The following is a 25076-nucleotide window of genomic DNA, read 5'->3' as shown; positions in this document are numbered from 1 at the left end:
TATCCCCATCTATTTTATAACAATCTTTTGCGCCTGCCGGAAGCCAGGACTATCAAACCCCACGAGGTATAAACCAGGCTGAATATTACCGGTTTCAATCACAAATTTGTTCACTCCTTTCTCCACCCGGATGCTCCGGGTTAAAACAATGCTTCCATTCACACGGGTGAGACTTAGTTTTGCGGCGCGGGACGCAGTGCTGTTATACTGAACCACAAACCGGTCAACAGCCGGATTAGCATATACGATCATGGTGTTACCTGCCAGATCTTTCGTACTTTTTTGGCTCGGCGCCATCAACCTGTTATCCGCTTCCCCCATGCCCAACATCATGATGGATGATGCGGTAATATTCAGTATAAAATCGTGCGTGGTTGTATAGTCGGCCTGGCCGCACGGCCCCGGATCTGTATTCCATGCATCATAATAGCGTATACGCATAGGTATTTTACCGGTAGCCGCAGTGACCGGAACGGCTAAGGAAGCTGCAATATTTAACATGGTAGCGCTGTTGTCCTGGCTGGCGTTGCCTACAGACAACACCGTTTCGCCTGCGTCCCCAAAGTTGCCGTTGTTATTCCAATCCACATATATTTTTGCCCTTGCCCATTTTGTGTTGGTGGTATTAATAATGTTCATATTGCAGGAGCTTCCCTGTGCCACGGTTATGGAGTCTGCCGTATAAATACCATAGCCATTGGGCGGGTAGGCACTGTTGGTGTAGCTGATGTTGTGTGCAGCGCCGGTGGTGGTGAAGGAGGTGATATACCGGTCCTGCGCATGGCCTCCTCCGGCCGGCACACAAAGCACGGGGGAACCGCCGCTGCCGCCCTTCTGAAATTCAAGGTCGTCGAGTGTTACGGCACTGCCGCCGGTATTTGAAAAGGTCACTTTCACCGTTTTCATATTGGTGCCATACTCAGCGCTGGTGCTGAAATCAAGGGTTTGTTGCGTAAATGTTGACGATACAGCCGTGGTAAGTGAATATAAATTCTGTGATGCACCGGTTACAGGCGTAATATTTTCAACCGTTGCTTTTAACGATCCGCTTCCGCTCATCCAGTACTTCAGCTGGTAGCTGGTACTGTTATCAACATATACATATTGTGATAACGTTTGACCCGCGGCCAATACAAAGCAATTATTCCCCGATCTTTTTCCCACAGTGGAAACGGTGGCAGTTCCTTCCCAGGGAAACAGCTGGCTGCTGTATTCAGCGCCCCCGTTGGGCAGTTCATTGCCGTTTACAACCGGCCACTGATAGCCGCGGATATAATCTACTTCCATATTGGAGCTGTCTCCGGTACCATACATCCCCAGGAAAACATTCATAAAATGATTTGGCGATTTGATATTGCTTTTATCTGACCATTCCTTCACCAGGGTTCCGTTGAGATAGTATTTAATACTGGTGGGAGTCCAGAGCAGGCCATGTGTTGCCCAATTGGTGTGGTTCGTTAAACTGGCATTATACGTTCCCAGGTTTCCCTGAAACGTTCCATCGGCCGCCACATTTCCATGTATGGTAAAAGGCGTGTACGTGGCGGTGGATGCATTCCCGCTTTGTTCAAAAACGTCTATTTCAAAAACCTGCCCGCGTGGCCGTACACCGGTAACAGGGCCGGTTTTTGAGGTAAACGTATTACCCGCCTCTTCATAATATTTAAGATCAGGACCGGGAGAATCAAGCCAGTAGGCAGCATTGAGGTTTGCAGCCTGGCTGGTGTTATTCCGTCTTGCCCTGATTTCGAAGTAGCCTCCCCGTTTGTTATCGAGATAATTTTCGTTTGAATTCCAGTCGTAGGTTTGTATCGAAGAAACTTTTCTTCCGCTGGTCCAGAACGGGTCGGGCGCATTATTGGATATCAGCAGCAGGATGCTGTTGCCCGTCATCCTGTAGGAAGGTTGCGGCAATGTATTATTGCGCATTTTTGAATAGCTGGAAGTATCCCTGTAGTCGATCGTTGAATAATAGTTGGTACTCCATTTATTTCTGTTCAGTAGCCCGTCATTAAATTCATCCTGCCAGAAAATCTGCATGCCCGCCGGAACACCGGCGGAACTGGGTATAGAAAGATTGGATGCTTCCACAGCATCGAGCACCCAGTTTTTGATAGTGGTAGCTGTTCCGGAAAGCGCCGTACTGCTGCCGGCGGCATTATATGCTTCTACCCAGGTATAGTAGGCGGTGGCCGGAACAACCGATGAAACATAGTACCGCGTTGTATTAGCAGCAACGGTGGCATTGGGTACGGCAGGTTTGGAATTGGTGGTATTCCAGTAAATCTTATAGCCCAGTTCAGTAGCAGCGTTATCGGTCCAGTCGAGCCTTATCCAGCTCCTGGTTCCCAACAACCGGAGGTTGGATGGTGAAGCGGGCACCTGTGCATTTGTAATAAGATATAAAAACAGCAATAGCGTTAACAGTAAGTTTCTTTTCATAATGGGATTGTTAGGTTAAAGTGAAATCAACTTAATATCGGTTCTCCCAAATAATAAATTCGGGGCCATTCATCCAGTAATTCATCAAATACTGATTATTCCCCGGCTTTGCGGCCATATTTCCGGCTATGATATCCGGCTTACCATCTCCGTTAAAATCTTTTACATCCATACATACCCACCGGCCCAGGCCAGCCACCTGTTTATCAGTATGTAATTCAAACTTCCCTTCTTTCTTTTGCAGCAGGTAAGTAAGGGCCAGGTCGGGGTGTTGCGCAAAATCGGCGAAGAAGCTGATGGCAGCGAGATCCAGGCGACCGTCGTTATCAAGATCCACCGGCACCGCTTTGTAACAGCCATAAAGCGGCTGGAAGAAAACCTGGCGGTAGGAATTGCCCATGTTCCTGAAAATATAGATGCCATGATAAGGCTTCAGTACCGGCGACTGATCCGCATTATCGCCACATGTAAAAATGATATCCCGGCGGCCATCGCCATCCATATCGGCCAGCTGGAAGTAAGTGGCGCCGTACGAAGGCGGGAATGTAAGTACTTCTTTTAATTCAAAGTTTCCATTTCCTTTGTTGAGTAATTGGAAGATGCCTTCTTTCCCTTGTGCAAACAGTACCCAGATATCTTTTTTGCCATCGCCATCAATATCTTCTACATACATTCTTTCGGCGCCGGGGAGATTAACGATCACCTTCTTACCGGCTTTGGTAAATATGGATAATCCTCCTTCCATAAAACCAAACTCGCACACTACTAATTCATCATCCAGCATCAGGGATTGTACCGGCCGGTAAAGCCCGTCATATAAAATTTCCCTCTTTACAATTTTATTGGCAGCGATGGTAATTTCTTCCACCGCACCATTCCGCGTTACGCCGCCCGGATTAAGACTTCCTATATGTGTGAGCAGGTAACGCCCTGCACCCGCCGGTGCTATATCTACTACGGTGCTGTTATCAAGGCTATCCAACTGGCGTAATGCCGGATCTGAAACACGGAGGATATGTTTATTAATATCGGATTGAAACAGCAACTTTGCTTTTTCATCATAGTAAATACACGATGTAAAAGACGCTGATTTTTTCGGAGGCAATTTCAGGGAGAAGTTATTGCCGGGCAGCCGAACAGGGAATACCGGCTGCGCAGTTTCTTCCGGCGCCAATGCGGTGTACCAGGTCACAATTTCGTTCCAGTCGTCCAGTGGAATAACCGTTCTCATGGAAGCAATGGCCGGGTCACGCAGCTGCTGCAGTGCCGGCGGCAGCATTTTGTATTCCCCGCTGCGGTCTTTATAAATATCCGCAAAGGCGCCCATAGCCGGCAGTACGCCATTCGCCCAGATACGCGTGGGCAACAGATCCGGTTCAGGGAACTGATGACAGGAGGAACAATACTTTTCCGCAATAGCGCGCCGGTGATCTGCCTTATTCCCTGCGCATCCGTAAAGTAAAATTAAAGCAACGGACCAGACCAGTGCCAGGTCCGTTGCTTTAGTTTTAGTACCCATTATTTTGTTTGATAACACCCTTGGATTCGTCGATTACTTTCCGGGGCAGCGGATACAATACAAATTCCGGTTTGGCGAATATAGAGCCTTCATCTTTTGCGTGTTGTATAAAGGTACCCCACCGGATCATATCTTCCCGGCGGCTTCCTTCACACCACAGTTCAAAGAACCTTTCATCCATGAGTTTTTTCCTGAACGCATCCTTAGTAAACTGACCGGGTAAATAAGTGGCTACACCCGCGCGGGTTCTCACTGCATTCACCAAATCGTAGGCTTCCTGTACGGGGCCCTGGGTTTCGTTGATGGCTTCCGCCATCATCAGCAACACATCTGCATATCTCCATACTACAATATCGGTTCCCTGCGCTTCGCTGATAGCGCCGGGATCGGGACCATATTTCATGGGAATGGCGCCAATATAATTATTTGCACGGGCGTCGAATGTAGCACCGCCGGAAGTGGGCCATTTAGCCAGTAAAACGCTCAGGCGTTTATCGTTCTGATCAAATTTGTCGTATGCTTTCCAGGGCATTTTATATCCGCCCCATTGTGTAATGGTGAGCCCTTCGGGATCTACATAGTTACCGGGCATACACATGGCCAGCCACAGGTTATTATTCACCGACGCATCAAACCTGCACGGGATGGCCAGTATTATTTCCTGGTTGTTGCCTTTGTTGGCGAAAGTGAAAATGTCTTTATAATTCTTTTGCAGATTGTGGCCATAGGCTTGTAATTGTCTGCCGGTACTGATGACAGCTGTCCAGTTTTTTTCATGCAGATATAATTTCATCAGGCCCATGAGACAGATGTCTTTCGTAAACCTGCCATAATCGGATGCGGCCTGTTCGCTGGCTTTTGGTAATCCCTCCAGTCCTTCCTTATAGTCTTTCTCTATCTGGGTTACCATCCATGCGGCGTCGGGCCGGGGAATAGACGGTGCAGTGGGATTGGCTGCTTCTTTGGCATCCAGCCGGATTGGCACCGGGCCGTAGTAATTATAAAGAATCCAGGAGTAATGAGCGCGCAATGCTTTGAGTTCTGCGATATACCTGTTTTTCAGGGTTTCATCCATCTGCACGCTTTGTATTTTATCGATGTCAATAGCAATTTCAGAGATCACGGGCATCAGACCGTTGTAATGATTCAACAGTTGCGAAAAATCTTCCGAAAAATTCAGCTGGTTAAATTTACGCCAGCCATCCCAACCCCAGGAACACACCAGTTCATCTGTGGTGAAACTGCTCTGGGCATTCCAACCTTCATTGGCGGCGCCCCAGCCGCCTCCGTAAAAACCGGCATTGAGCATACCGGCATACATACCGGTAACTGCTGCTTTTACATCTTCTGCGTTAAGAAAGAAGGTAGAAGACGAATAGCGGTCGTATGTTTTTTCTTCCAGCGCCTTTTCGCAGGAAAAGCCGGCTAAGGAGAAAAGAAAAATTATCAGTAAAGCGTATCTGTAGTTATTTGGATATTTCATTTCTATTCCTTTTAAAATGAATAAAGTGGCTAGAATCTGGCATTCAAACCAATAGTATAAGAACGGGACATGGGATATGCCAGGTAGTTCTGCAATTCAGGATCAATTCCCCTGTAAGAAGTAATAATGAAAGGATTCTGCACATTGGCATAGATCCGTAAGCCGCTCAATACATTTTGTTTTGCAATCATTTTTCCGCCGAAAGTGTAGCCCAGGGTGATATCCCTGCACCGGAGGAAGCTGGCATTTTCCAGCCAATAATCGGAGTTGGAAGCATAGCTGGCGTAAGGATCATTGAGCCCGGTCGGGTACTTCGCATTCACATTATCGTACGACCATCTGTCTTTTGCAATGCTCAATACGTTCCAGCCAAATTGTCCGAGCTGGGCATATGTGCTGAATGCAGATGCATAATCCGAGTTATATTTCTTCTGAATAAAGCCATACATAAAAATGCTCAGGTCAAAATTCTTATAGCTGAAACTATTGTTGAATCCAAAGCTGTAGCGGGGGCCGTCGATGCCCAGCAGTACCTGGTCGGCAGAAGAAATTTTACCATCAGGTTTCCCTGTAAGATTACCGGCATCGTCGTAGCCATTTAAGTCTTTTACCACAATGCCGCCCGGCAGGATGCCCGGCATACTGGCAGGAGCAGCTTTATCGCCCTTATAGATCCCATCACTGATATAGCCATAGATACCGTTGAACGGACCATCGGGGGCAATATATTTTGCCAGTGATCGTAAAGCATCCGGGGATCTCCTGACCCAGGAGTTATAGTAGTGCGACAAATTGATGGTGGTAGACCAGTTAAAGCCTCCGGGTGTTACGCTCACAATATTTTTGGTATTCAGGCTCGCATCCCAGCCGCGGCTGCGGGTTTCACCTGCGTTACCCGCCACGCTTGACACCGGGAAATCGGAAGCCAGCGGCACGCTCTGCAGCAGGTTCACAATTGTTCTGTTGAAATAGTCGAATGAACCTCCTATCCTGTTGTTAAACAACTGGAAGTCCAATCCTACGTTCACATCCCGTTGTGTTTCCCAGCTTAAGTTATCATTACTCAGCTGGCTGAGGGAAACGCCGGGTAAACTGGTACCTCCAAACACGTAAGAGGTATTGGCTGTATAGTAGGAGAATGCGCTTCCGCCGATGTTACTGTTACCGGTGGTACCATAACCTGCCCTTAACTTCAGAAAGCTGATTACCGGGAGATTATTTTTCAGAAAGTTTTCTTCAGAGATGATCCAGGCTGCTGAAACGCCGGGGAATGTGCCCCATTTTTTGTTGGGTGCAAAGTTGGAAGCACCGTCCCTTCTGATGCTGGCAGTCAGAATATATTTATCTGCAAAATCATAAATTACCCTGCCAAAATATGATTTCCAGATACGTGTAGGATTCCTGTAAGAGCTTACGCCGGGTCGTGGTGCGGTACCATAGCCGATGTTATTAAACAGAAAATTATCCGTCGGGAACCGGTCGTTATAAAGTCCTAAACCATCCCAATCGCTTACCTGGTAAGAATGCCCGGCCAATGCCTGGATATTGTGTTTTTCCCCGAAGCTTTTATTATAGTTGATGGTGAATTCTGAAATTTTGGAGACAGAATTATTTTCGTTGATAGATGCCTGTCCTCCTGCGCGTGCGCCATAGAGGAAGGTTTTAGGCAGATAGGCATACCGTTTCCCGGACGACTGATCATAGCTGTAATTCATTTTGGCTTTCAGGCCGGGGATCACCGTCCACTCCGCATAACCGGAAGTAAGGAGGCGGCTGCTTTTGGTATAGTCGGTGATATCCAGGAAAGACAACGGGTTGGGTGAGTTCTGGTAATCCGGGTTGATGAGATAGTTACCGGCAGCATCTTTGAGCGGCATATTTGCCGGGTAATAAAATGCGGATAACACCATTCCGGAATATTCATTTGCCTGCGTGCCTACGTTGGCATTAATGGCATTGGATCCGGAAGCGATCACATTTACGCCCACTTTTATATTTTCGCCTACTCCCTGGTCAAGACTGATCCTTCCATTGTACCGTGTAAACGCCGAGTGTTCCAGCACGCCCTGCTGATCCAGGTAGTTGCCGGATACATAGTAACGTGTTTTATTGCTGGCGCCGGAAAGGGAAATATTATGCTGCTTTGTATAGCCTTTCCTGGTGATCGCATCTATTGCGCTGGGTAATAAAGCGGTGGTATCGATTTGTGTTTGTGTATACTTTGGAATATAGGGCGTTACGGTGGCCGGATCAGTGCTGCCATAAGGAGCAATCTTATTACTCAGCATCCATTGTTCCAATCCTATTTTGTTACGTTGCTCCATGTATTCTTTCGTATTCAGGATATCATAAAACCTGATGATGTCCTGGAAAGCGTAGCTTCCGCTGTATTCGATATGAGGTTTGTCTCCTTTACCCTGTTTGGTAGTAATGAGCACAACACCGGCGCCGGCCCTGGCGCCATAGATCGAAGTAGCCGAAGCATCTTTCAGAAAATCGATCGATTCAATATCGTTGGGGTTAATAAAATTGAGCGGCGACCGGTCAACGCCGGAGCTGCCATACCGCGTGTCTGAAGAAGGTTCGGCGGCATTATCGTTAATGATCACCCCATCTACCACGTACAACGCCCCCGGAGAAGCAAACGATGGGTTGCTTCTTATCTGGAGATTGACGCCGGCGCCTGGCTGTCCGCTGCTCTGGATGGCGGAAACACCCGCAGCGCGGCCTGCCAATGCCTGTACCACATTGGTAGAAGCGGCCGTATTCAGCTCGGCAGTTTTTACAGAAGAAACCGCACCGGTTACATTCTTTTTCTTAACCGATCCGTAGCCAATTACTACTACCTCCTGTTTTTGCTCGATAGCGGCTTTAAGTACAATCTTAAGTTTTGTGTTGCCATTCAGCGGAACCTCCTGTGTAACCATCCCGATAAAGGAGAAAATAAGTGTACGGGAAGAATTATCAGGCACGTTGAGGGAGAAGTTACCTCCTGCATCGGTGCTCACGCCCAGCTTCGTTCCTTTCACCTGGATAGACACGCCCGGTAACGGCGCTCCGTTTTCATCTGTTACTTTGCCGGAAACTTCCACCCGCAGTGGCGCTGTGCCGGTTGGACCAGCAACATTCCGGCTAACAACAATCACATTGTCTACAATACTATAATGAAATGGCTGCCCTTTTAAACTCAGCTCCATCACTTCCGGCAACGAGGCGTTATCTACATGGATATCCACTTTCCTGGCTTCTTTCAGCAGGTTAACATCATACCAGAAAGAGTACCCGGTTTGTTTTTCAATTAATGAAAAGATCCGTTTAAGCGACAGGTTGCGCTCATTCAGCGTCACTGACTGGGAACGGGCGCTGGCCGATATTCCCGTGCTGATAACAATTAACAGGACCGCTAGCTTCATAATTAGCAGTTTTTTTATTTTTTTCCAATTAAAAGGGATGCTTAAGCTGTTCCCCTCTGAGCGGGGGAATTTTTCTTTCCGAAAAGCCTGCAATTTCATACTTTTGGTTGTTTGGATATTAAATGAAAGATTTCTGACAAGGGAATCCCGTTTAGTTCAGGCGCCGCCGCTTCATCTCGCACATGAAGCGGCATTTTTTTGAACTATTACAATAAGTAGGTAGAACAGGACCATGACTATCCTGAGTACATTATGAAAATTCTGGCTGACATAGCTTTTGGTTGATATTAATTTGTGCTATCGGGATTTAATGATGATCTTATTTCCTGTAATTCTGAAATTGATGCCACTCAACTCTAACACCTTCATCATCTGTGATACTTTGGTAGTACGGGAAATGCGTCCGTTATAACGGCCATCCGGCAACGGGCCATCATACTCCACATCGAGGTTATACCATCTTTCTACTTCCCGCATGATCTGGCTGATATTTGCTTCTTCAAAAACAAAAAATCCGTTCTTCCACCCCATTACTTCATCAAGATTTACGTGATCCGAAAGCGTAATCTGTCCATCTTTCCCAACAAGTGATTGTTGTCCGGGTAACAGCAGTTTTGTATTGGTGCCCTGTTTCACTTTTACGGCGCCTTCCAGCAAAGTGGTTTTTATATCCGTTTCGTTATTATATGCGTTGATATTAAAATGCGTGCCAAGCACGGCTACTTCCATACTTCCGGCTTTACAGAAAAAAGGAACCGGGGTGCCTTTCACTACCTGCTTTGCCACTTCAAAATATACTTCCCCGGTGATCTCCACCCGGCGTTCATTGTCTGAAAAAGCAACAGGAAAGCGGATAGAAGAAGCGCTGTTCAACCATACATTGGTGCCATCAGATAACGTAAGTTTAAAGATGCCGCCCCGGGGCGTTGCCACCTTATTGTAGATGGGATCACCGGAGCCGTTTGTTCCGGCGGCATAAGAAAGATGTCCGGGCGCCTTGCTGAGATTAACAGTTCCCTGTCGCGTGATAGCCCCGCTGCCGGCGCTGTCGAGATTCACGGTGTTACCATCTGCAAGTACCAGTACCGCCTTGTTGGCGGCAGGCAATGCATCACCCTGGGGTGGTACATGCGCTGAAACGGGCGCAGTACGGCGGGCAGAGAAATGCGACCATGCCCATCCTGCTGAAACCAATATTAATACGGCAGCGGCAATCTTTACAAAATTGAAGATCTTAGTTCTTTTGCCAGGAGCCTCCCCCTGGATAATCTTATTATACATGAACTCCCAGTCAATTTCAGCACCATCCTCAACGGCCCCGGGGCCCTCGAAATCCTTGTCCAGTATATTATTGAACAACTCCCTGACAGCGGGGTTTTCCAGGTAGCGGAACAGCTCCTGCATTTCTTCAGGAGTACAGCGTTTCCGCGTATATTGCTGTAACAGGTACTGCAGCCTGTCATAAGTGGGAATTACCTTGTCTGTCATAAAACGTGCGGGTGGAAATTACTTCCTCCACTATATAGACTGTTGATAAAAGCAACCGTACCGGTTGAATTCAAAAAAAAATGTTTTTTTTATAAAAAGAGAGAAAGCAGGATACCCATGATCAGCACAGAAGATTCGTACTGGCTACTCATATAGGTCCTGATATAACGAAGGATTTCCACGAGGGAATTCTTAACGGTAGGCACGGAAATGCCCAGTTTCACAGCTATTTCCTGGTTACTTAGTCCCTCCCGCCGGCTTAGGTAGTAGATGGATTGCTTCCGGCTGGAGAGGCCGTTAACCGCCTTTTGGATAATATTGGCGGTTTCAGCTACCAGTACTGCCTGTTCGGTATAATCGCCGCTTTCATGAATATTTGCCCATACCTGTTCATGCAAACGCTTGTTCCTCGCCACCCGTGAGAGGTGATCAAACACCTGGTTGCGTGTCATGGTATAAATATACTTTTGCGGGAGCTGGATATTGATAAGGTTCAACCTGTTTTTCCAGATTTTCAGGAATACATCCTGGACTACTTCCTCTGCATCAGTTCTGGAATGGGTGAACTGGAGAGAGAACGCGAACAGGCGCAAACGGTAGCATTCAAAAAGCTCTTTAAAGGCCAGTTCATCTCCTTCAGCAATATGCCGGAAGAGCGCTAGTTCACTGTTTAGCTCATTTTCTTTTTTCATTAAGTTCACTGTACAAGGTAAATTTAGTCCTTTTTTTCTTATCACAAAATTTGCCTTGCAGAACAGATAATATGCATAATTCGCCGGTGACTAAATTTGAGGCCATCCTGATTCACATTACAATAATGGGAAATATTTTCACGCCGGCTTCCCTTTCTTATTAAATTCCAGCGCAAGGGTTACCCAGTAATTAAAATCCTTCTTTGTCCTGAGATGATCCTCATTTACGTATACAAATCCCTTGTATTCCCGTCCTTTCATGATCACGGTACGGCAGCCATCTTTTTTAACGGCTTCGGCATGAATAGCGGGATCAATGCGGCACATCATCTGGCCGGGGCCTGCTGTCAGGCACATTTTACCATTCACCATAAACGCAATCCGGCCAAACATCTTCTTTTCTTCAACATGCGGTACCGCTGCGAGTGCCTGCCGGATTTTGTCTGCCAGCTTTTCACTGTAAGCCATGAAAATTATTTTGGGATGTTCCTGTCAAAAGTAAGCGTATCAAAGAAGATAGTCAGTGAGTCGAGCTTCCCGTTCTTTGCTTTCCAGATCTCCGCTACATCGCCATTGATGCTTGTGCCGTTGGGAAATATAAAGTCGTAGTTTCCGATCACGCAGGCATTTTCACCATCTACAATCATTTCTTTTACGCGCATCGTTTTAAACGCCCGTGAAAACCTTTTAATAACTTCTATGTAGGCCGCTTTTCCTACGGCCGGCGCCGGTTTTGTCATGTCGCCGCCAATAAATCTGAAGTCGTCAGAGATAACCTGCTCCCAGCCTTCTTTCTTAGCAAAACCATTGTAATAAATTTCGAGTAGTTGTTGGGTTGACGTGGAGTTTTCCATTTTTTCTATTTTTAAGAATCAGGAATCGCAATTTTAGTTATTGCATTTTGCAAGTAAAAATAAGAAAGTTATTGTAATTTGCAAGTACTTTTAAAATCAGGCGGTATGGAAAAAGTCAGATCAGATTGTCCCATTAGTTGTTCCCTGGATGTTTTTGGAGACAGGTGGTCACTGCTTATCATCAGGGATATTATGCTTAGAGGGAAATTGTCTTACAGTGAGTTCCTGGAGTCGGAGGAAAAGATTGCCACCAACATCCTTGCTAACAGGCTGAGCGTACTGGAAGCGGAAAATATCCTTTCAAAACGGGTATCGCCGGCAAATAAGTCGAAGTTCATTTACAGTCTTACCCCAAAAGGAATAGACCTGTTACCCATCATCATTGAAATAATGGATTGGGGGGCAAAGTACCATATAAACTGCCCGCGGAAGGAACTTGGAAAGAAGATTAAAAAAGATAAAGCCGGGGCTATCAAAGAGTATTTTGCAAAGCTGAAGAAGCAGTTTTCCTGATATGCTATTTTGAATAGTTGCATATACCAGGCCCAGGCATATGCCATTTCGGGATAACCCGTAGATAAGCCGTATATAAGCCGTATATGAGCCGTAGATAACCCGTACCTGTAGAGATACGACTTATCTATGCCTTATCATTGTTTTTGCTATGGATATGGTAGGTTTATCTCCTGAAACACCCTTATCTGTAACCAGGATGGCTACCGTAAACAAAAGGAGCCGGCAATACATTGCCAGCTCCCTGATTCATCTTCCCCACAGGGGATTTTTATTTTAACCCTCATCTTAAAAAGCAAACTCAAAAAAGGAGAATTTACTATTAACACCAAATACTTTTTGCCCTTACCTTAGTAAAAGTTTATGCTTATTGAGAATCGTCACTTTTAGTAACCCGTATTATGTAGTGCAACCAAAATCATAGTTCGTACCTATTTGCAAACAAGATCCTGTAACATCCTGTAAATCTAAACACGCGTATTATTTCAACCAAATATCAAGTTTCATTTAAAACAACAGAACATGAGAAATCCTCTCCGGCTATTGGCGATACTATCGCTGATACTCCTGATGTTGCCCAACACTGCTTATGCACAGGAACAAAAACTTATTACCGGCATTGTGTTAGCCGATGACGGTAATCCCCTGCCCGGCGTTACCGTCAGAATAAAAGGCAGCAACCGTAACACACAAACAAATGCTACCGGCCAATACCGCATCGCGGTAACTCCGGGAGAAGTCCTGGAATTTTCTTTTATCGGCTATGAAACCCAGAGTATCCCTACAGGGAAAAACCAGACGATCGACGTTAAAATGCTGACGAGTTCCAGCTCCCTTGAACAGGTGATTGTAACGGGTATGGGTATTAAAAAGGAGAAAAAAGCATTGGGGTATTCCGTACAGGACATCAAATCGGCCGAACTGCTGAAAAACAAAGATCCTAACCTGGTGAATTCCCTCAACGGTAAAATTGCGGGCCTGAACATTACAAATTCCGGCGGCGCGCCGGGTGCTTCTGCATCCATTATCATCCGTGGTGGTACATCCCTGGAAGGAAACAACCAGCCGTTGTTTATCATCGATGGTATGCCCATGGATAACTCCACAGGACAGGGCGATAACAGCGCCTTCGATGGTTCTATTAACCAAAGTACTACCTATAGCAACCGTGCGATGGACATCAACCCGGAAGATATTGAGTCTATTTCTGTATTGAAAGGCCCCGCCGCTGCCGCGCTTTACGGACTCCGTGCTGCTGCCGGCGCTATTGTGATCACTACCAAAAAGGGTACTACCGGTAATGTGGCCGGTTCCGTTACCAGCCGCTATATTACCAACTGGGTAAACCGGCTGCCCAAACAGCAAAGCATCTATAAACAAGGATCCAACTACAGCGGTACCTTTACCGATCAAACAGCGATGTCGTGGGGAAATAAATTTGAACCGGGAGAGAAGATCTATGATAATATGAAAGATTTCTTCCAGACAGCCAATGCGTTTGATAACAGCTTCACCATTTCAGGAGGTACTGCTACCGGCAACTTCTATCTTTCAGGTTCTAACCTGAACCAGTCGGGTGTGGTGCCTTCCACAGACTTCAGCCGCTCCACGGTGCGGTTTAACGGTGAACAGAAAATAGGCATTTTTACTTTCGGCGTGAACGCTACCTATGCCCGGAGTGAAACGCAGAAAACACTTACCGGAAGCGGGTTATGGGCCTCCGGCGGTTCCGGCTATATGGAAAGCATTGTTGCCTGGCCACGGAACGATGACATGAAAGTATGGCTGAATGCAGACGGCTCCAAACACAGGCTGCTGCCCGATATCCCGCTGGATACAGACATCGACAACCCCTACTGGATCATTAACCGCAATCCGCAGTCGGATAAAACCAACCGCTTTATTGGTTCGGCGTATGTAAATGTAAAAGTAACCAGCTGGTTCGACGCTACCTACCGCCTGGGCATAGACAACTACTATACGCAGCTGCGGAATTTAATTTCCCCCGGCTCCAGTGTTAAAGAGGGCTGGCAAAAAGGGATGCTGTCTGAAACAGACCGGAACTACAATTACATCAACTCCAACCTGATGCTGAACTTCCATAAAACCTTTCATAAAGACTGGGATGCCAGCCTGCTGTTGGGTACTACTACAGAAGACAGCTACACAAAATCCAATTCTGCCCGCGCAGAAAGTTTCCAGATACCCTCGTTTATCAGTATTAACAATGCTGCCAAAGAAAACCAGTATATCAGCCAGGGAATCAGCCGCAGACGGCTGGCCGGCTTCTACGGCGACTTACGGCTATCGTATAAGAACATTGTATTCGTGAGCGCTACCGGGCGTAACGACATTGCCTCTACCCTGCCGCCTCAGAACCAATCGTTCTTCTATCCTTCTTTGAGCGGAAGCCTGGTATTTACAGAGCTGATCCCCAAAAACAATATCCTGAGCTTTGGTAAGCTGCGCGCTTCCTGGGCACAGGTGGGTAAAGATGCTCCCACCTACCAGACCAACACTTACCTGTTTGGGCCAGAACTCACCATTGGCGGTGGTTTCCGCAACTACTGGTCGAGAGGAAACGATAACCTGAAACCGGAGACTACTACCTCCACAGAATTTGGCACCGAAATGCGTTTCCTCAACGGCCGGCTGGGATTTGATTTCACCTGGTATGTTACCACCAGCCGCGACCAGATCCTGACGCCCCGTGTAAGCAATGCCACCGGTTATATCCTCAGCTCCGTGAACACCGGTACCATTGAAAACAAGGGTATTGAAATATCTATTAATGCTACTCCCATTAAAAAGAAAGATTTCAGCTGGGACGTAATGCTTAATGCTTCGCATAACAACGGCGTAGTAAAATCCCTGCCTGGTTCCCTGCCTATTTTGTATGTAACAGATGTGCATCTCGCAGTTGGCCAGGCTGCATCCTTTGATGGCGGCGTGTTTATGGGCGTAAGCGGTTCCGTATGGCAGAAAGATGAAAATGGTAACCTGCTGCTCGACTGGAATACCGGCTACCCCATTCCCACCACTTCCCTTACTACGTATATAGGTAACCGTGAGCCCGACTTTCTGGGTGGCTTGAATAACAGTTTCACCTATAAGCAATTTAACTTTTCCTTCCTCTGGGATTTCCGGGTTGGCGGAGATGTGTTTAATGGCACCGACTACCTCCTTACGTCTTATGGCCTGAGTGAACGCACCGAAAACAGGAACAGCGAAATCACCTTCACTGGTGTAGCAAAAAATCCAACCAGTGGAAAGTTTGAACCGGTAACTAAAACAGTGACGGCTTCAGAAAAATACTACCGCGATGTATATGTAAAGAACGCCCCGTTTTTCCTGGAAAAAGTAAACTGGATGAGGCTCCGTTCTGTGTCCCTCTCCTACTCGCTTCCCAGAACATGGCTCACCGGCGCACGCTGGCTGAGAGACGCCACGGTAACAGCTACCGGCACCAACCTGCTGCTGCTGACCAACTACTCCGGCATGGACCCTGAAACCAGTACTGCCGGCGCCGGCGTAATAGGTTCCGGCTCTTCCGGCATCGACTATTGCGGCGTGCCTGCCACAGCCGGATTTGCCATTGGTTTAAATCTTAAATTCTAAACGTGCGGAACATGAAAAAAGTAATCTTTATCATCAGCCTGTCGTTTGCACTTACCTCCTGTAAGAAATGGGTGGACATCAACGACAATCCCAATAGCGCCAACTCATCTGTACCAACCGCTGAACAACGGCTGCCACCACTCATCGCGCAGTTCTGCGATGCGTATGAAAGCACCGGCACCCGTGCAGCCTATCTTTCACAACAACTGGCTTCTGTATATGTCAGCGGCGGCAGCAACTACAATCTTACTGCCTGGGTATCCAACAGTACCAACATACAGTGGCCGTGGCAGTGCTGGTATGTAAATACTGCCGTGAATGTGACGCCGCTGATCACCGCAGCAGAAAAAGTGCAGGCCTATCATTATATCGGCGCCGCCAAAATCATTAAAGCATGGGGCTTTGGTACCCTGGCAGATGTTTACGGCATGATGCCCTATGATCAGTTTGATGATCCCACTACCATTACGCCTAAATTTGACCAGGCATCTTACATCCAGGAAAAAGTGCTGGCGCTGCTGGATGAAGCCATTGCAGACCTGCAGAAAACCCAGGGCCCCACTGCACCGGCACTGGCCAAAGGAGACATCCTCAACAATGGCAGCACCGATAAATGGATCCGCCTGGCCTATGGCCTGAAAGCCCGCTGGCTGAACCACACTTCCGCATTGCCGGGCTTCAACGCACAGGCTGTACTGGATGCCGCATCAAAAGGCGCACAATCGAAAGACCAAAGCGCCGTAATGCAATATGTAGATGAAGGTCCAACGGTAACCTCTTCTGCCAAAGAAGCGTTGCAATACACCAACACGGCTACTACCGCCAGGATCACCAAGCTGTACATGGATTACCTTACCAATAACTATACAGGCGCCCCCAAAGGTATCAATGATATGGAAGATCCGAGAGTAGACCTGCTCGTTCCCAGCACCGCCGACCGGAACGGCGTGCTGCATCGTACACAGGGCGTGGATATGACCTCCGGTATTACCAATACAGGCCCGTTGTCATATACCTACAACTCCAGTAATAATACTTTTTCCAACAAGGATTCTATTTATGTGATCATGCGTAAAACACCGTATGCGCCAACAGCTACCGACCGGATACAATCCACCGGCACCTGGTATACCCGCAGGGGCGGAAAAGGTTTATTATTTACCAATGCAGAACTGCGTTTCATTGAAGCAGAAATCCTGATTAAGCAAGCCAAAAACACAGAGGCGTTAACAGCTTACAAAGCCGGTATCCGCGCGCATATGGAGCTGCTGGATATTCCTGCAGGCACCATCGACGCGTTCCTGAACAGCAGCTCCGTTGTACAGTTGCCGGCGTTGCTTACGCTTAGCAATATCATGATCCAGAAATACATTGCGCTGTCTTATTCCCCGGAAAACTGGGCAGACCTGCGCCGGTTAAATTACTGCACCGATGCCGCCGGGAATTATAGTGAGGCCACCGGTGTTTATAAAGGATTTAAACGTCCGGCGCATGTAAACACGCTGTATTATCCAGCTCAAACCGACTGGCCACGCCGCTTTGCCGTACCAAGTTACGAAATCAATTACAACAGCACACAGGTGCTGAATGCGGATCCTACAGCGAGTAGCCCGACGTATATCAGTCAGCCGGTGTGGTGGAATAAAAAGTAAGGCGAAGGTTGTCTTACTCAGGATTAGATTGATTATACTGATTTTGCTGATTTTATTTTTTTGGATTTTATAAAGGATGTAAAAGACTTTGGGAGATATAAACGGATATTCGCTTATATCTCCCAAAATCTTTTAAAATCAAAAGTGATCAAATCCTTAAATCAGTATAATCAATCTAATCCTGGGTAAGACAACATCCGCTTAAACATCTACCTGGTTTCGTTATCCCATTAAGGTACATCATCATCTTTAAAAAACGGTTGCAGGAAAAAGTGCATGATCAATAATCCCAGTACAAAACCAATACCCAGTATAGCGAGCACACTCGTTAACGGCACACTGTGACACTGACTCGGTATGCTGCTGATCCCTACAAACGACATCTCCTTATTCAGGAAAAGCGCCATAAAACCACTGACCACCGTAAGTAAGATTAGTACAATCAACAGGATCAATAATTTCTTCCGCCACTTCCAATCGTCACCCTGTGTTTTTACAAAGTAAAAATAAACTGCTCCTGCTATCAACACTAAAATAAAAAAGCCGATAGTGAAATAAACAAAGTAAACATCGCCTTCATACTGTGACGCATCAACGCTACACGGATCTTTGAATAAAATAGCATAGATACGCAGTTCCCTTTTTACACGCTGCCAGAACGTGAGATGTTGTGGGACCGGGGGATACAGGGAAACGGTATCAAGAACAAGTGTATCTGTAACAACAAATTTATCCACTAATGCATCCCAGAGATCCGTAGTGCCGTTATCCGCTCCCAATGTCCAGATGGCAATACCACCCAGTTCATTCTTCATCGCAAAATCATACTTCATCGACATACTGATGCCATCATCAAACCAGATCTCTTCTTTTACCACGCCATACTGATCTCTTACTTCTATAAAAAAAGTACTGGTTGTTTCATCGAAGATGGCAACGGTATCAGAGGGGTATTGTTTACGGATATCACTGTAGCTTACATAACGGCTGAATACATCCGGGTTGCCATCTCTCCCCTTCTTCCACACTGCGCCATAGTAAGGCAATAACAGGGAAAGCTGCGCAGGTGGGATATCTCCCTGCAGGTAACGGGATACTGCTCCTGTCAAAGACTTTGAAGCATTGCCATCCAGCGGTGCAAGTGGCCCGGCTGTTTCTCCGCCAGCTTGCGTAAAATCAATGATAAAGTAATCGACATAGCTGCGCAGGGCGCGCAGATCATAGTTGTAAGAAGGATCGTACGGTGGTACAACTACGTTAATTTTGAAATTCTTATTTGTATTTTTTAGTACACCTGAAAGCGTAGTGATGAAGCTGCTGAAAGCATCGCGCTGATGATCCGGCAACGCCTGAAAATAAATAGTAACGCCATCCGCCTTTTGTTGTACTAACAAACGGGCAAGGCTATCCGAAAATAAGGTTTGTGCATTTTTACTTTTCAGGAGGGCAAGTATGTTGCTGCTTTTTTTATCAAGAAAAAGAAACTGCAGATTGCATCCTGCCGACAGGGCGTCCCGGACAGACCTTACTTCATCCTGCTGGAACGCAGGCTGGATACGGCCCGTCTGGCCATCTACCAGGTATCCCAGGAAACTGTAAGTACTCAGCGCGTTAAAATTATACGTGGTATATGCCTGCTCCATCCAGTAGGGCTGGATACCCATTACATTTATTTTTTGTGAGAGGCGGACCAGGTAACGCGCACCGAGGCTGTCGCTCAATCGTAAGGTATCTACCTGATCGGGTGGCCGTCCGTACAAAGACCGGATAGCGGTGAGATGCGCGGCTTTGGTATTCTCCGCTTCCTGTTCCTCACTCTTCTTTTGCAGAATCGGCATCATTTTATCCACCAACGCATCAAGGTCGGTTCCGGGTACTGGACTATCCGGTTCCTGCACCGTTTTTTTACTGCTGGTATCTGTGTCCGGACTTGCAGGTTGTGAAGCATGACTTAATGCGATGGTATTAAGCAATGCCATCAACGAATCGAATTGTTGGTTCTCTCTTTTGGTTAATGCTTCGTTTAACTTTCGTATGTCATCCTTACTAACTACCAGTGAATCCGTTAACGTTTGGTTGATGATATATAAAACGCGGGCGCGCTCGCGCGCGTGAGCATTATGTCGGAAGCGAAATACTTTTAAAATGCGTTGTATAAGTTTAGCATTCACCGCAGTATCCGATGGCACCTTCGGAGGCTTCGGCAATTTCGGCACTGGTGGCGGCTTTGGCGGCTTCGGTAATTTAACTGGAGATTCCTGGAAATAATGGCGCACACTACTATTGTTGCCGTATACGGTACTGTTGCAATGAAAAAAAACGAGGAATGCAATTATTAGGGCGGTTATTTTTTGAGCGGGAGTCATCAGGATATTTAGATAATAAAAGATAGAAAAATATTTTTTCAAATAAAAATATTTAAATCGCTTTTTTGAATTTATATTGTGACATCAACTTGAAAACTCAATTCCATTTCTCAAAATAACGAACATCTTTCAGCCCGGAAATTTACAGGACAGTACACATCACACGGTAAGCATTAAATACTAATCCAATGATCTATGAGGCCCTTAGCTGTGTTACAGAAGATATTAACAATAACCTGAAGCGAAAATTACAGATTAACGAAGATAAGGTGATACTTTCCGGTATAGTAAACCAGGATGGATCCGTAGCGATACAAGGCGAAAACAAAATGCTTGTAACGCTTGTCAATGTTGAAAAAGAGACAGCAAGAACATCCGTTTCAAATACCGGCGCTGGTATGTATAACACTTCAGCAGCGGCGGTATCCGTGAACCTCTATGTATTATTTTCTGCCTACTTCAGCAGCAATAACTACGCGCAGGCTTTAAGATTCCTTTCCTACACCGTTGCTTTCTTTCAATCGAAAAATACCTTTACCGCACAGAATACACCTGCGTTAGATGCTGGTATCAGCAAGCTTGCCTTTGAACTGGAAAGCCCCGGAGCCGACAGGCTAAACAACATGTGGGCTACGCTGGGCGCCAAGTACATGCCATCCGTATTGTACAAGGTGCGCATGCTTACGTTCGACGATTCAATCATCAAAGAATACAGGCCAGCTGTTGCGGGCACTGCCGGAGAAATGTTACCGGCGAGATAAATGTTATCCTTAGCTAGTTGAAAAATATGAATGAAACAGCAATATGAAATACTGACTACTATCCGCTATCGTCATGATTTTTTCCAGGCGCTATCCTACGAAGGCATTGGCATCCGCATGTCTGCCGCTACCGGAAAACAGTTACTGAATGCAGATCTGATGCTTAAACAACAGGCATCCGGGTTCTTGTTACTATACAATACCCTGGGCGCTGGAAAGCGCACCAGGAGCGACTTACTGCGGGATAACACCACACTTACCTTTGAGGTAATACTGAAAGATCCCTTGTTTTATAACTATACCGCCATTGATGCCGCCGATATTTCCACACAGTGTTTTGTGTTTGGTAATGATGCCGCCAATGCGCCGGGCGTTTTACACCGGTATCCTTATGCTGATGCAGCAGACCTGCGCGGAACAGCTACTTTGCAGGAAACATTTTTCACCAAACCGTTCGGATTACTGACGCTGGTGCTGAATGAATCTCTAAAGGATAACTACGACATCCGGTTTCAGGCCAGAAGCACTTACTGGTGCTATTACCTGATGAGTGAACAGCTGGCAACACTGCCGCACCCGGTGATCCTGAACAACAATGGCGCCTCCTGTTTCAGCGAACCACTGCTGGCAGCGCTTCCAGAGAGAAACAAAGTACCCGTGCTGGTATCGAATGACCCTATTACACTTTCAGATAGGACTCCTGACGTATTAAAACTGGCGGACAGGCTACCGGACGAAAGTAACAAACACAAGATCATCATCTCCCAGCTCCCATCACCGGAAATCAACAGGATCTCTGCTGCAGGAAGATCATGGCATACCAATGGAAAAACGTACTCGGAAATATTTTTATACTAAACAAAAAAACACCTAATATGGCATCAACCTTCATGACCCCCGGGGTTTATATTGAGGAGAAAAATGCGTTCCCCAGTTCCATTACCGCTGTGGAAACTGCAGTGCCTGTGTTCATAGGCTATACGCAGAAAGCAGAAAGGAATGGTAAATCCCTTATCCACAAGCCTACCAGGATCACGTCCTTTGCGGAGTACCTGGAATACTTTGGCAGCGAGTTCAAACCTAAATTCACCCTGGCGGATGCAGACCCCAAAGTGAAGCAGGAAACCTTCAACATCAACGGGAAACCCACCGTAGTGCAGATTAAAGACAACAACACGGCGTACTTCTACAACAGTATCCGTTTGTTTTTCGGCAACAGCGGGAGCCTCTGCTACATCCTGTCGGTAGGCACTTACGGCCATTCAGCGGATGGCCTTACCATTGCGGCAGATGATTTCATTGGCTCAGACACCAAGCCCAATGTATTTACCCTGCTGGAAAAAGAAGCAGAACCTACACTGATTGTAATGCCCGACATCATTGCACTGGGGGCAGATGCCTATACCACGGTGTACTCGCAGGTGTTACAGCATTGCGCAGACATGCAAAGCCGCTTCGGCATCTTCGACCTGGTAAAACAAAAACCGTCAGATGTACTGGAAGAGGTAATAGGCGCCTTCCGGGACCAGATTGGCGTAAATTCACTCAACTATGGCGCGGCCTATCACCCCTGGCTGAAAACCACTATTGTACAACCGGATGAAGTGGATTTTGAAAACCTGGATGCTACCGTTGACCTGGAGAAATTATTACCTGAACCTGCTGCTGCACAGATCATCACCAAATATAAAACCAACGCAACACCAGATAAGAATACGAAAAAGAATTTCCATCAGTCGCTGAAGGCTGCCAGTCCCACGTACGTGCATATCCTGGAGGAAGTGCGTTCACAGATGAATGAATTGCCGCCAAGCGGCGCCCTGGCAGGCATTTACACGCTGATTGATAATTCACGCGGCGTATGGAAAGCTCCTGCCAATGTATCGGTGAACATGGTAACAGCTCCTACGGTTAACATCTCCGGAGAAGAACAAAAAAACCTCAACGTAGATATCATGGCAGGAAAATCCATCAACGTGATCAGGCCATTTACAGGCGTAGGCACGCTGGTATGGGGCGCGAGAACACTGGATGGTAATAGTCTCGACTGGCGTTATATCAACGTAAGACGCACGCTCATCATGATTGAGCAATCTGTAAAACTGGCTACGCGCGCTTATGTATTTGAGGCCAATGATGCCACTACGTGGATCACTGTAAAAAGCATGATCAACAACTTCCTGCAAAACCTCTGGAAACAGGGCGCGCTGGCAGGCGCAGCACCGGAGCAGGCTTTCGATGTACAGGTGGGGCTTGGCACCACTATGACACCGCAGGATATCCTGGAGGGCAGAATGCTGATCACCGTGAAGGTAGCGCTTACACGTCCTGCTGAATTTATCATCATCACTTTCCAGCAGCAAATGCAGGAATCTTAACCAGCAACTAAAATTTATTCAATAACTTTTAAAACTTGCAATTATGGCAGATGACGGCTCCACCCAATCACAGGCCACCTGGCCTATGGTAAAGTTTTCTTTCAAAGTCATGTGGGATGGCAAAGAGATCATATTCCAGGAAGTAACCGGGCTTACTTCCGAAACACAGGTAATAGAATACCGTGGCGGCAGCAATCCTGTATACTCGGTAGTAAAAATGCCGGGGATCGCCAAGTTCAATAATATCACCCTGAAGAAAGGCATCTTCAAAGGAGATACTACCCTGTGGGATAATTATGATCTCATCAAAATGAATACCATCAAGCGTTCCACCATCGTAATCAGTTTGCTGGACGAAACCGGGCAAACGGCTATGAACTGGACACTGACCAATGCGTTTCCCTGTAAAATGACCGTTACCGATATGAAATCCGACGCCAATGAAGTGGCGGTGGAAACAATGGAAGTAGCGCATGAAGGACTGCATTTAACCAAATAAAAAAAACGGACAACGGGTAGCGAAGCCGCAGGAATGACTTCGTTATCCGTTACTCCGCTTATTCATGGCTTCAAATAAATTGTCATGCCTATTCCACCACCACCACCGTCGTCCGCACAAACGCCCTTTTACCCGCCCGTAGGATTTTACTTCCGGGTAATGGTACCGGGGATCACTGGCGGCAATGAGGGCAACTTCCAGGAAGTAAGCGGACTAACCGCCACCATTACACCGCTGGAAGTAAAGGAAGGAGGTGAAAACAGGTTTACCCACCGTCTTCCGCAGGCGCCCAAATATGGTAACCTGGTGTTGAAAAGAGGCATGCTCACCGGCTCTCCGCTGATACGCTGGGCGCAGAACAGTATTAATCTTTTTACGTTTTCGCCGGTAGCGGTAGTAGTAAGTTTGATGAATGCCAACCGCGGATTAGTGGCCTCGTGGCAATTTGTAAATGCTTATCCCGTAGCATTGAAGATATCAGAATTCAAAGCGCAGGAAAATGTTATTGCCCTCGAAACACTGGAACTATGCTATGATTATTTTCAACAAATCAGTTAGTTATGCCTTTGGAAATAAGAGAACTGGTGATAAAAGTCACCATAGAAGAACATCCCCCGCAGGCAACCCACCACACCGGCGTGAAAGACCTGCAAGCCCTGAAAGATAAGATAGTGAGGGAATGTATGGATAAATTAATTACCAGTATAGAGAACTTACCCGCAAGATGAACCCTACAGGAGGACCCACAAAATTATTACTGGCCGGCTACGCAGATGCGGAAGCCACAGAGCTGATCGATAGTGTATCTGCCGTGATCAACCCGGATAACTATACGCTCAACTATACCATCAATTATAAAAATACGGATGAGCAGGGCGCAGTAGCGCCCACACAGATCTTCAGCAGCATGGAGTCGGGCAACTTCGACCTGGAACTGCTGGTAGATGGAACCGGCGTAATCCCTATTCCCGGCGGATTAACGGTAGATGCCTATATCGAAAAAGTGATGAACATCGCGTATAACTACCAGGGAACAGATCACCGCCCCAATTACCTGCGTATCAGCTGGGGAAACACCAGCTTTACAGGCGTATGTAAAAATATCAATATCAAGTACAGCCTGTTCAGTACTACCGGTGTAGCATTGCGAGCTGTGATCAAACTTACCGTGATAGAGTCGGTAGCCTTTGCAACGAAAATAAAAGAATCCGGCGTATCATCACCGGACCTTACACATATGCGGACCGTACTGGCCGGCGATACCCTTCCCTTAATGACCTATCGTATTTACGGTGAACCGGGGTATTACATGGAAGTAGCCAGGGTAAATGGTTTGAACAGCATCCATGATATTAAACCCGGCGACGGACTCTATTTTCCCCCGCTAAAGAAATAAAT

General features: G+C 46.8%; 20 protein-coding genes. 11 read left to right on the top strand and 9 right to left on the bottom strand.

Annotated features, from left to right (window positions below):
* Positions 1–9: 9 nt before the first annotated feature.
* The 8 genes from PV783_RS18355 to PV783_RS18320 all read right to left on the bottom strand — a co-directional run bounded on the left by PV783_RS18355 (position 10) and on the right by PV783_RS18320 (position 11891).
* Positions 10–2442, bottom strand: coding sequence for a GEVED domain-containing protein (locus PV783_RS18355; RefSeq protein WP_420989087.1), 2433 nt, complete (start codon positions 2440–2442; stop codon positions 10–12).
* Between the two features lie 31 nt (positions 2443–2473).
* Entirely contained in the window at positions 2474–3961 is a 1488-nt protein-coding gene (locus PV783_RS18350) for an FG-GAP repeat domain-containing protein (protein WP_420989086.1), read from the bottom strand.
* Positions 3951–5444, bottom strand: a complete 1494-nt coding sequence (locus PV783_RS18345; RefSeq protein ID WP_420989085.1) for a RagB/SusD family nutrient uptake outer membrane protein — start codon at positions 5442–5444, stop codon at positions 3951–3953. The genes PV783_RS18350 and PV783_RS18345 overlap by 11 nt, the downstream gene beginning before the upstream one ends.
* Before the next feature lie 29 nt (positions 5445–5473).
* Entirely contained in the window at positions 5474–8857 is a 3384-nt protein-coding gene (locus PV783_RS18340; RefSeq protein ID WP_420989084.1) for a TonB-dependent receptor, read from the bottom strand.
* A 297-nt stretch (positions 8858–9154) separates the two neighbouring features.
* Entirely contained in the window at positions 9155–10345 is a 1191-nt protein-coding gene (locus tag PV783_RS18335; protein WP_420989083.1) for a FecR family protein, read from the bottom strand.
* A gap of 89 nt (positions 10346–10434) precedes the next feature.
* On the bottom strand, positions 10435–11037 hold the full coding sequence (locus PV783_RS18330; protein WP_420989082.1) for an RNA polymerase sigma factor: 603 nt from the start codon (positions 11035–11037) through the stop codon (positions 10435–10437).
* 138 nt (positions 11038–11175) lie between these two features.
* Positions 11176–11505: a TfoX/Sxy family protein gene (locus PV783_RS18325; protein WP_420989081.1), complete on the bottom strand. Its 330-nt coding sequence runs from the start codon at positions 11503–11505 to the stop codon at positions 11176–11178.
* Between the two features lie 5 nt (positions 11506–11510).
* Complete coding sequence (locus PV783_RS18320; RefSeq protein WP_420989080.1) at positions 11511–11891, bottom strand: nuclear transport factor 2 family protein; 381 nt, start codon at positions 11889–11891, stop codon at positions 11511–11513.
* A gap of 105 nt (positions 11892–11996) precedes the next feature.
* Between PV783_RS18320 and PV783_RS18315 the strand changes: the two genes are divergently transcribed.
* From PV783_RS18315 to PV783_RS18305, 3 genes are all read left to right on the top strand, one after another.
* Positions 11997–12404 (top strand): winged helix-turn-helix transcriptional regulator, encoded by a 408-nt coding sequence (locus tag PV783_RS18315; protein ID WP_079467623.1) that lies wholly within the window; start codon positions 11997–11999, stop codon positions 12402–12404.
* A 522-nt stretch (positions 12405–12926) separates the two neighbouring features.
* A complete protein-coding gene (locus PV783_RS18310; RefSeq protein WP_420989079.1) occupies positions 12927–16022 on the top strand; it encodes a SusC/RagA family TonB-linked outer membrane protein in 3096 nt (1031 codons plus the stop codon).
* 11 nt (positions 16023–16033) lie between these two features.
* On the top strand, positions 16034–17674 hold the full coding sequence (locus PV783_RS18305) for a SusD/RagB family nutrient-binding outer membrane lipoprotein (RefSeq protein ID WP_420989078.1): 1641 nt from the start codon (positions 16034–16036) through the stop codon (positions 17672–17674).
* A 230-nt stretch (positions 17675–17904) separates the two neighbouring features.
* Here PV783_RS18305 and PV783_RS18300 read toward each other — a convergent pair whose 3' ends face one another.
* Positions 17905–19653, bottom strand: coding sequence for a glycosyl hydrolase family 18 protein (locus PV783_RS18300; protein ID WP_420989077.1), 1749 nt, complete (start codon positions 19651–19653; stop codon positions 17905–17907).
* Positions 19654–19819: 166 nt separating this feature from the next.
* Here PV783_RS18300 and PV783_RS18295 point away from each other — a divergent pair, with 166 nt between their 5' ends.
* The 8 genes from PV783_RS18295 (at position 19820) to PV783_RS18260 (ending at position 25074) form a co-directional block, all read left to right on the top strand.
* Positions 19820–19942 carry a hypothetical protein gene (locus PV783_RS18295; RefSeq protein WP_262488086.1) on the top strand — a complete coding sequence of 41 codons (123 nt, stop codon included), beginning with the start codon at positions 19820–19822 and terminating at the stop codon, positions 19940–19942.
* A gap of 286 nt (positions 19943–20228) precedes the next feature.
* Positions 20229–20801 (top strand): DUF4255 domain-containing protein, encoded by a 573-nt coding sequence (locus PV783_RS18290; RefSeq protein ID WP_079467627.1) that lies wholly within the window; start codon positions 20229–20231, stop codon positions 20799–20801.
* Positions 20802–20831: 30 nt separating this feature from the next.
* The gene (locus tag PV783_RS18285; protein ID WP_420989076.1) at positions 20832–21659 is read left to right on the top strand and encodes a hypothetical protein; all 828 of its coding nucleotides are present in this window, start codon (positions 20832–20834) and stop codon (positions 21657–21659) included.
* Positions 21660–21676: 17 nt separating this feature from the next.
* Positions 21677–23179 (top strand): phage tail sheath family protein, encoded by a 1503-nt coding sequence (locus PV783_RS18280; protein ID WP_079467629.1) that lies wholly within the window; start codon positions 21677–21679, stop codon positions 23177–23179.
* Positions 23180–23222: 43 nt separating this feature from the next.
* A complete protein-coding gene (locus PV783_RS18275) occupies positions 23223–23678 on the top strand; it encodes a phage tail protein (protein ID WP_079467630.1) in 456 nt (151 codons plus the stop codon).
* Between the two features lie 84 nt (positions 23679–23762).
* Positions 23763–24236, top strand: a complete 474-nt coding sequence (locus tag PV783_RS18270; protein WP_420989075.1) for a phage tail protein — start codon at positions 23763–23765, stop codon at positions 24234–24236.
* A gap of 2 nt (positions 24237–24238) precedes the next feature.
* Positions 24239–24406 carry a DUF5908 family protein gene (locus PV783_RS18265; protein ID WP_159454144.1) on the top strand — a complete coding sequence of 56 codons (168 nt, stop codon included), beginning with the start codon at positions 24239–24241 and terminating at the stop codon, positions 24404–24406.
* Positions 24403–25074: a CIS tube protein gene (locus tag PV783_RS18260; RefSeq protein WP_079467632.1), complete on the top strand. Its 672-nt coding sequence runs from the start codon at positions 24403–24405 to the stop codon at positions 25072–25074. Before PV783_RS18265 ends, PV783_RS18260 begins: the two co-directional genes overlap by 4 nt.
* Positions 25075–25076 lie beyond the last annotated feature (2 nt).

The organism is Chitinophaga sp. CC14, from assembly GCF_048957795.1.
GTDB classification, from domain to species: Bacteria; Bacteroidota; Bacteroidia; order Chitinophagales; family Chitinophagaceae; genus Chitinophaga; species Chitinophaga ginsengisegetis.
The sequence above is the reverse complement of the archived record's forward strand: the minus strand, read 5'-3'. Positions and strand labels throughout refer to the sequence as shown.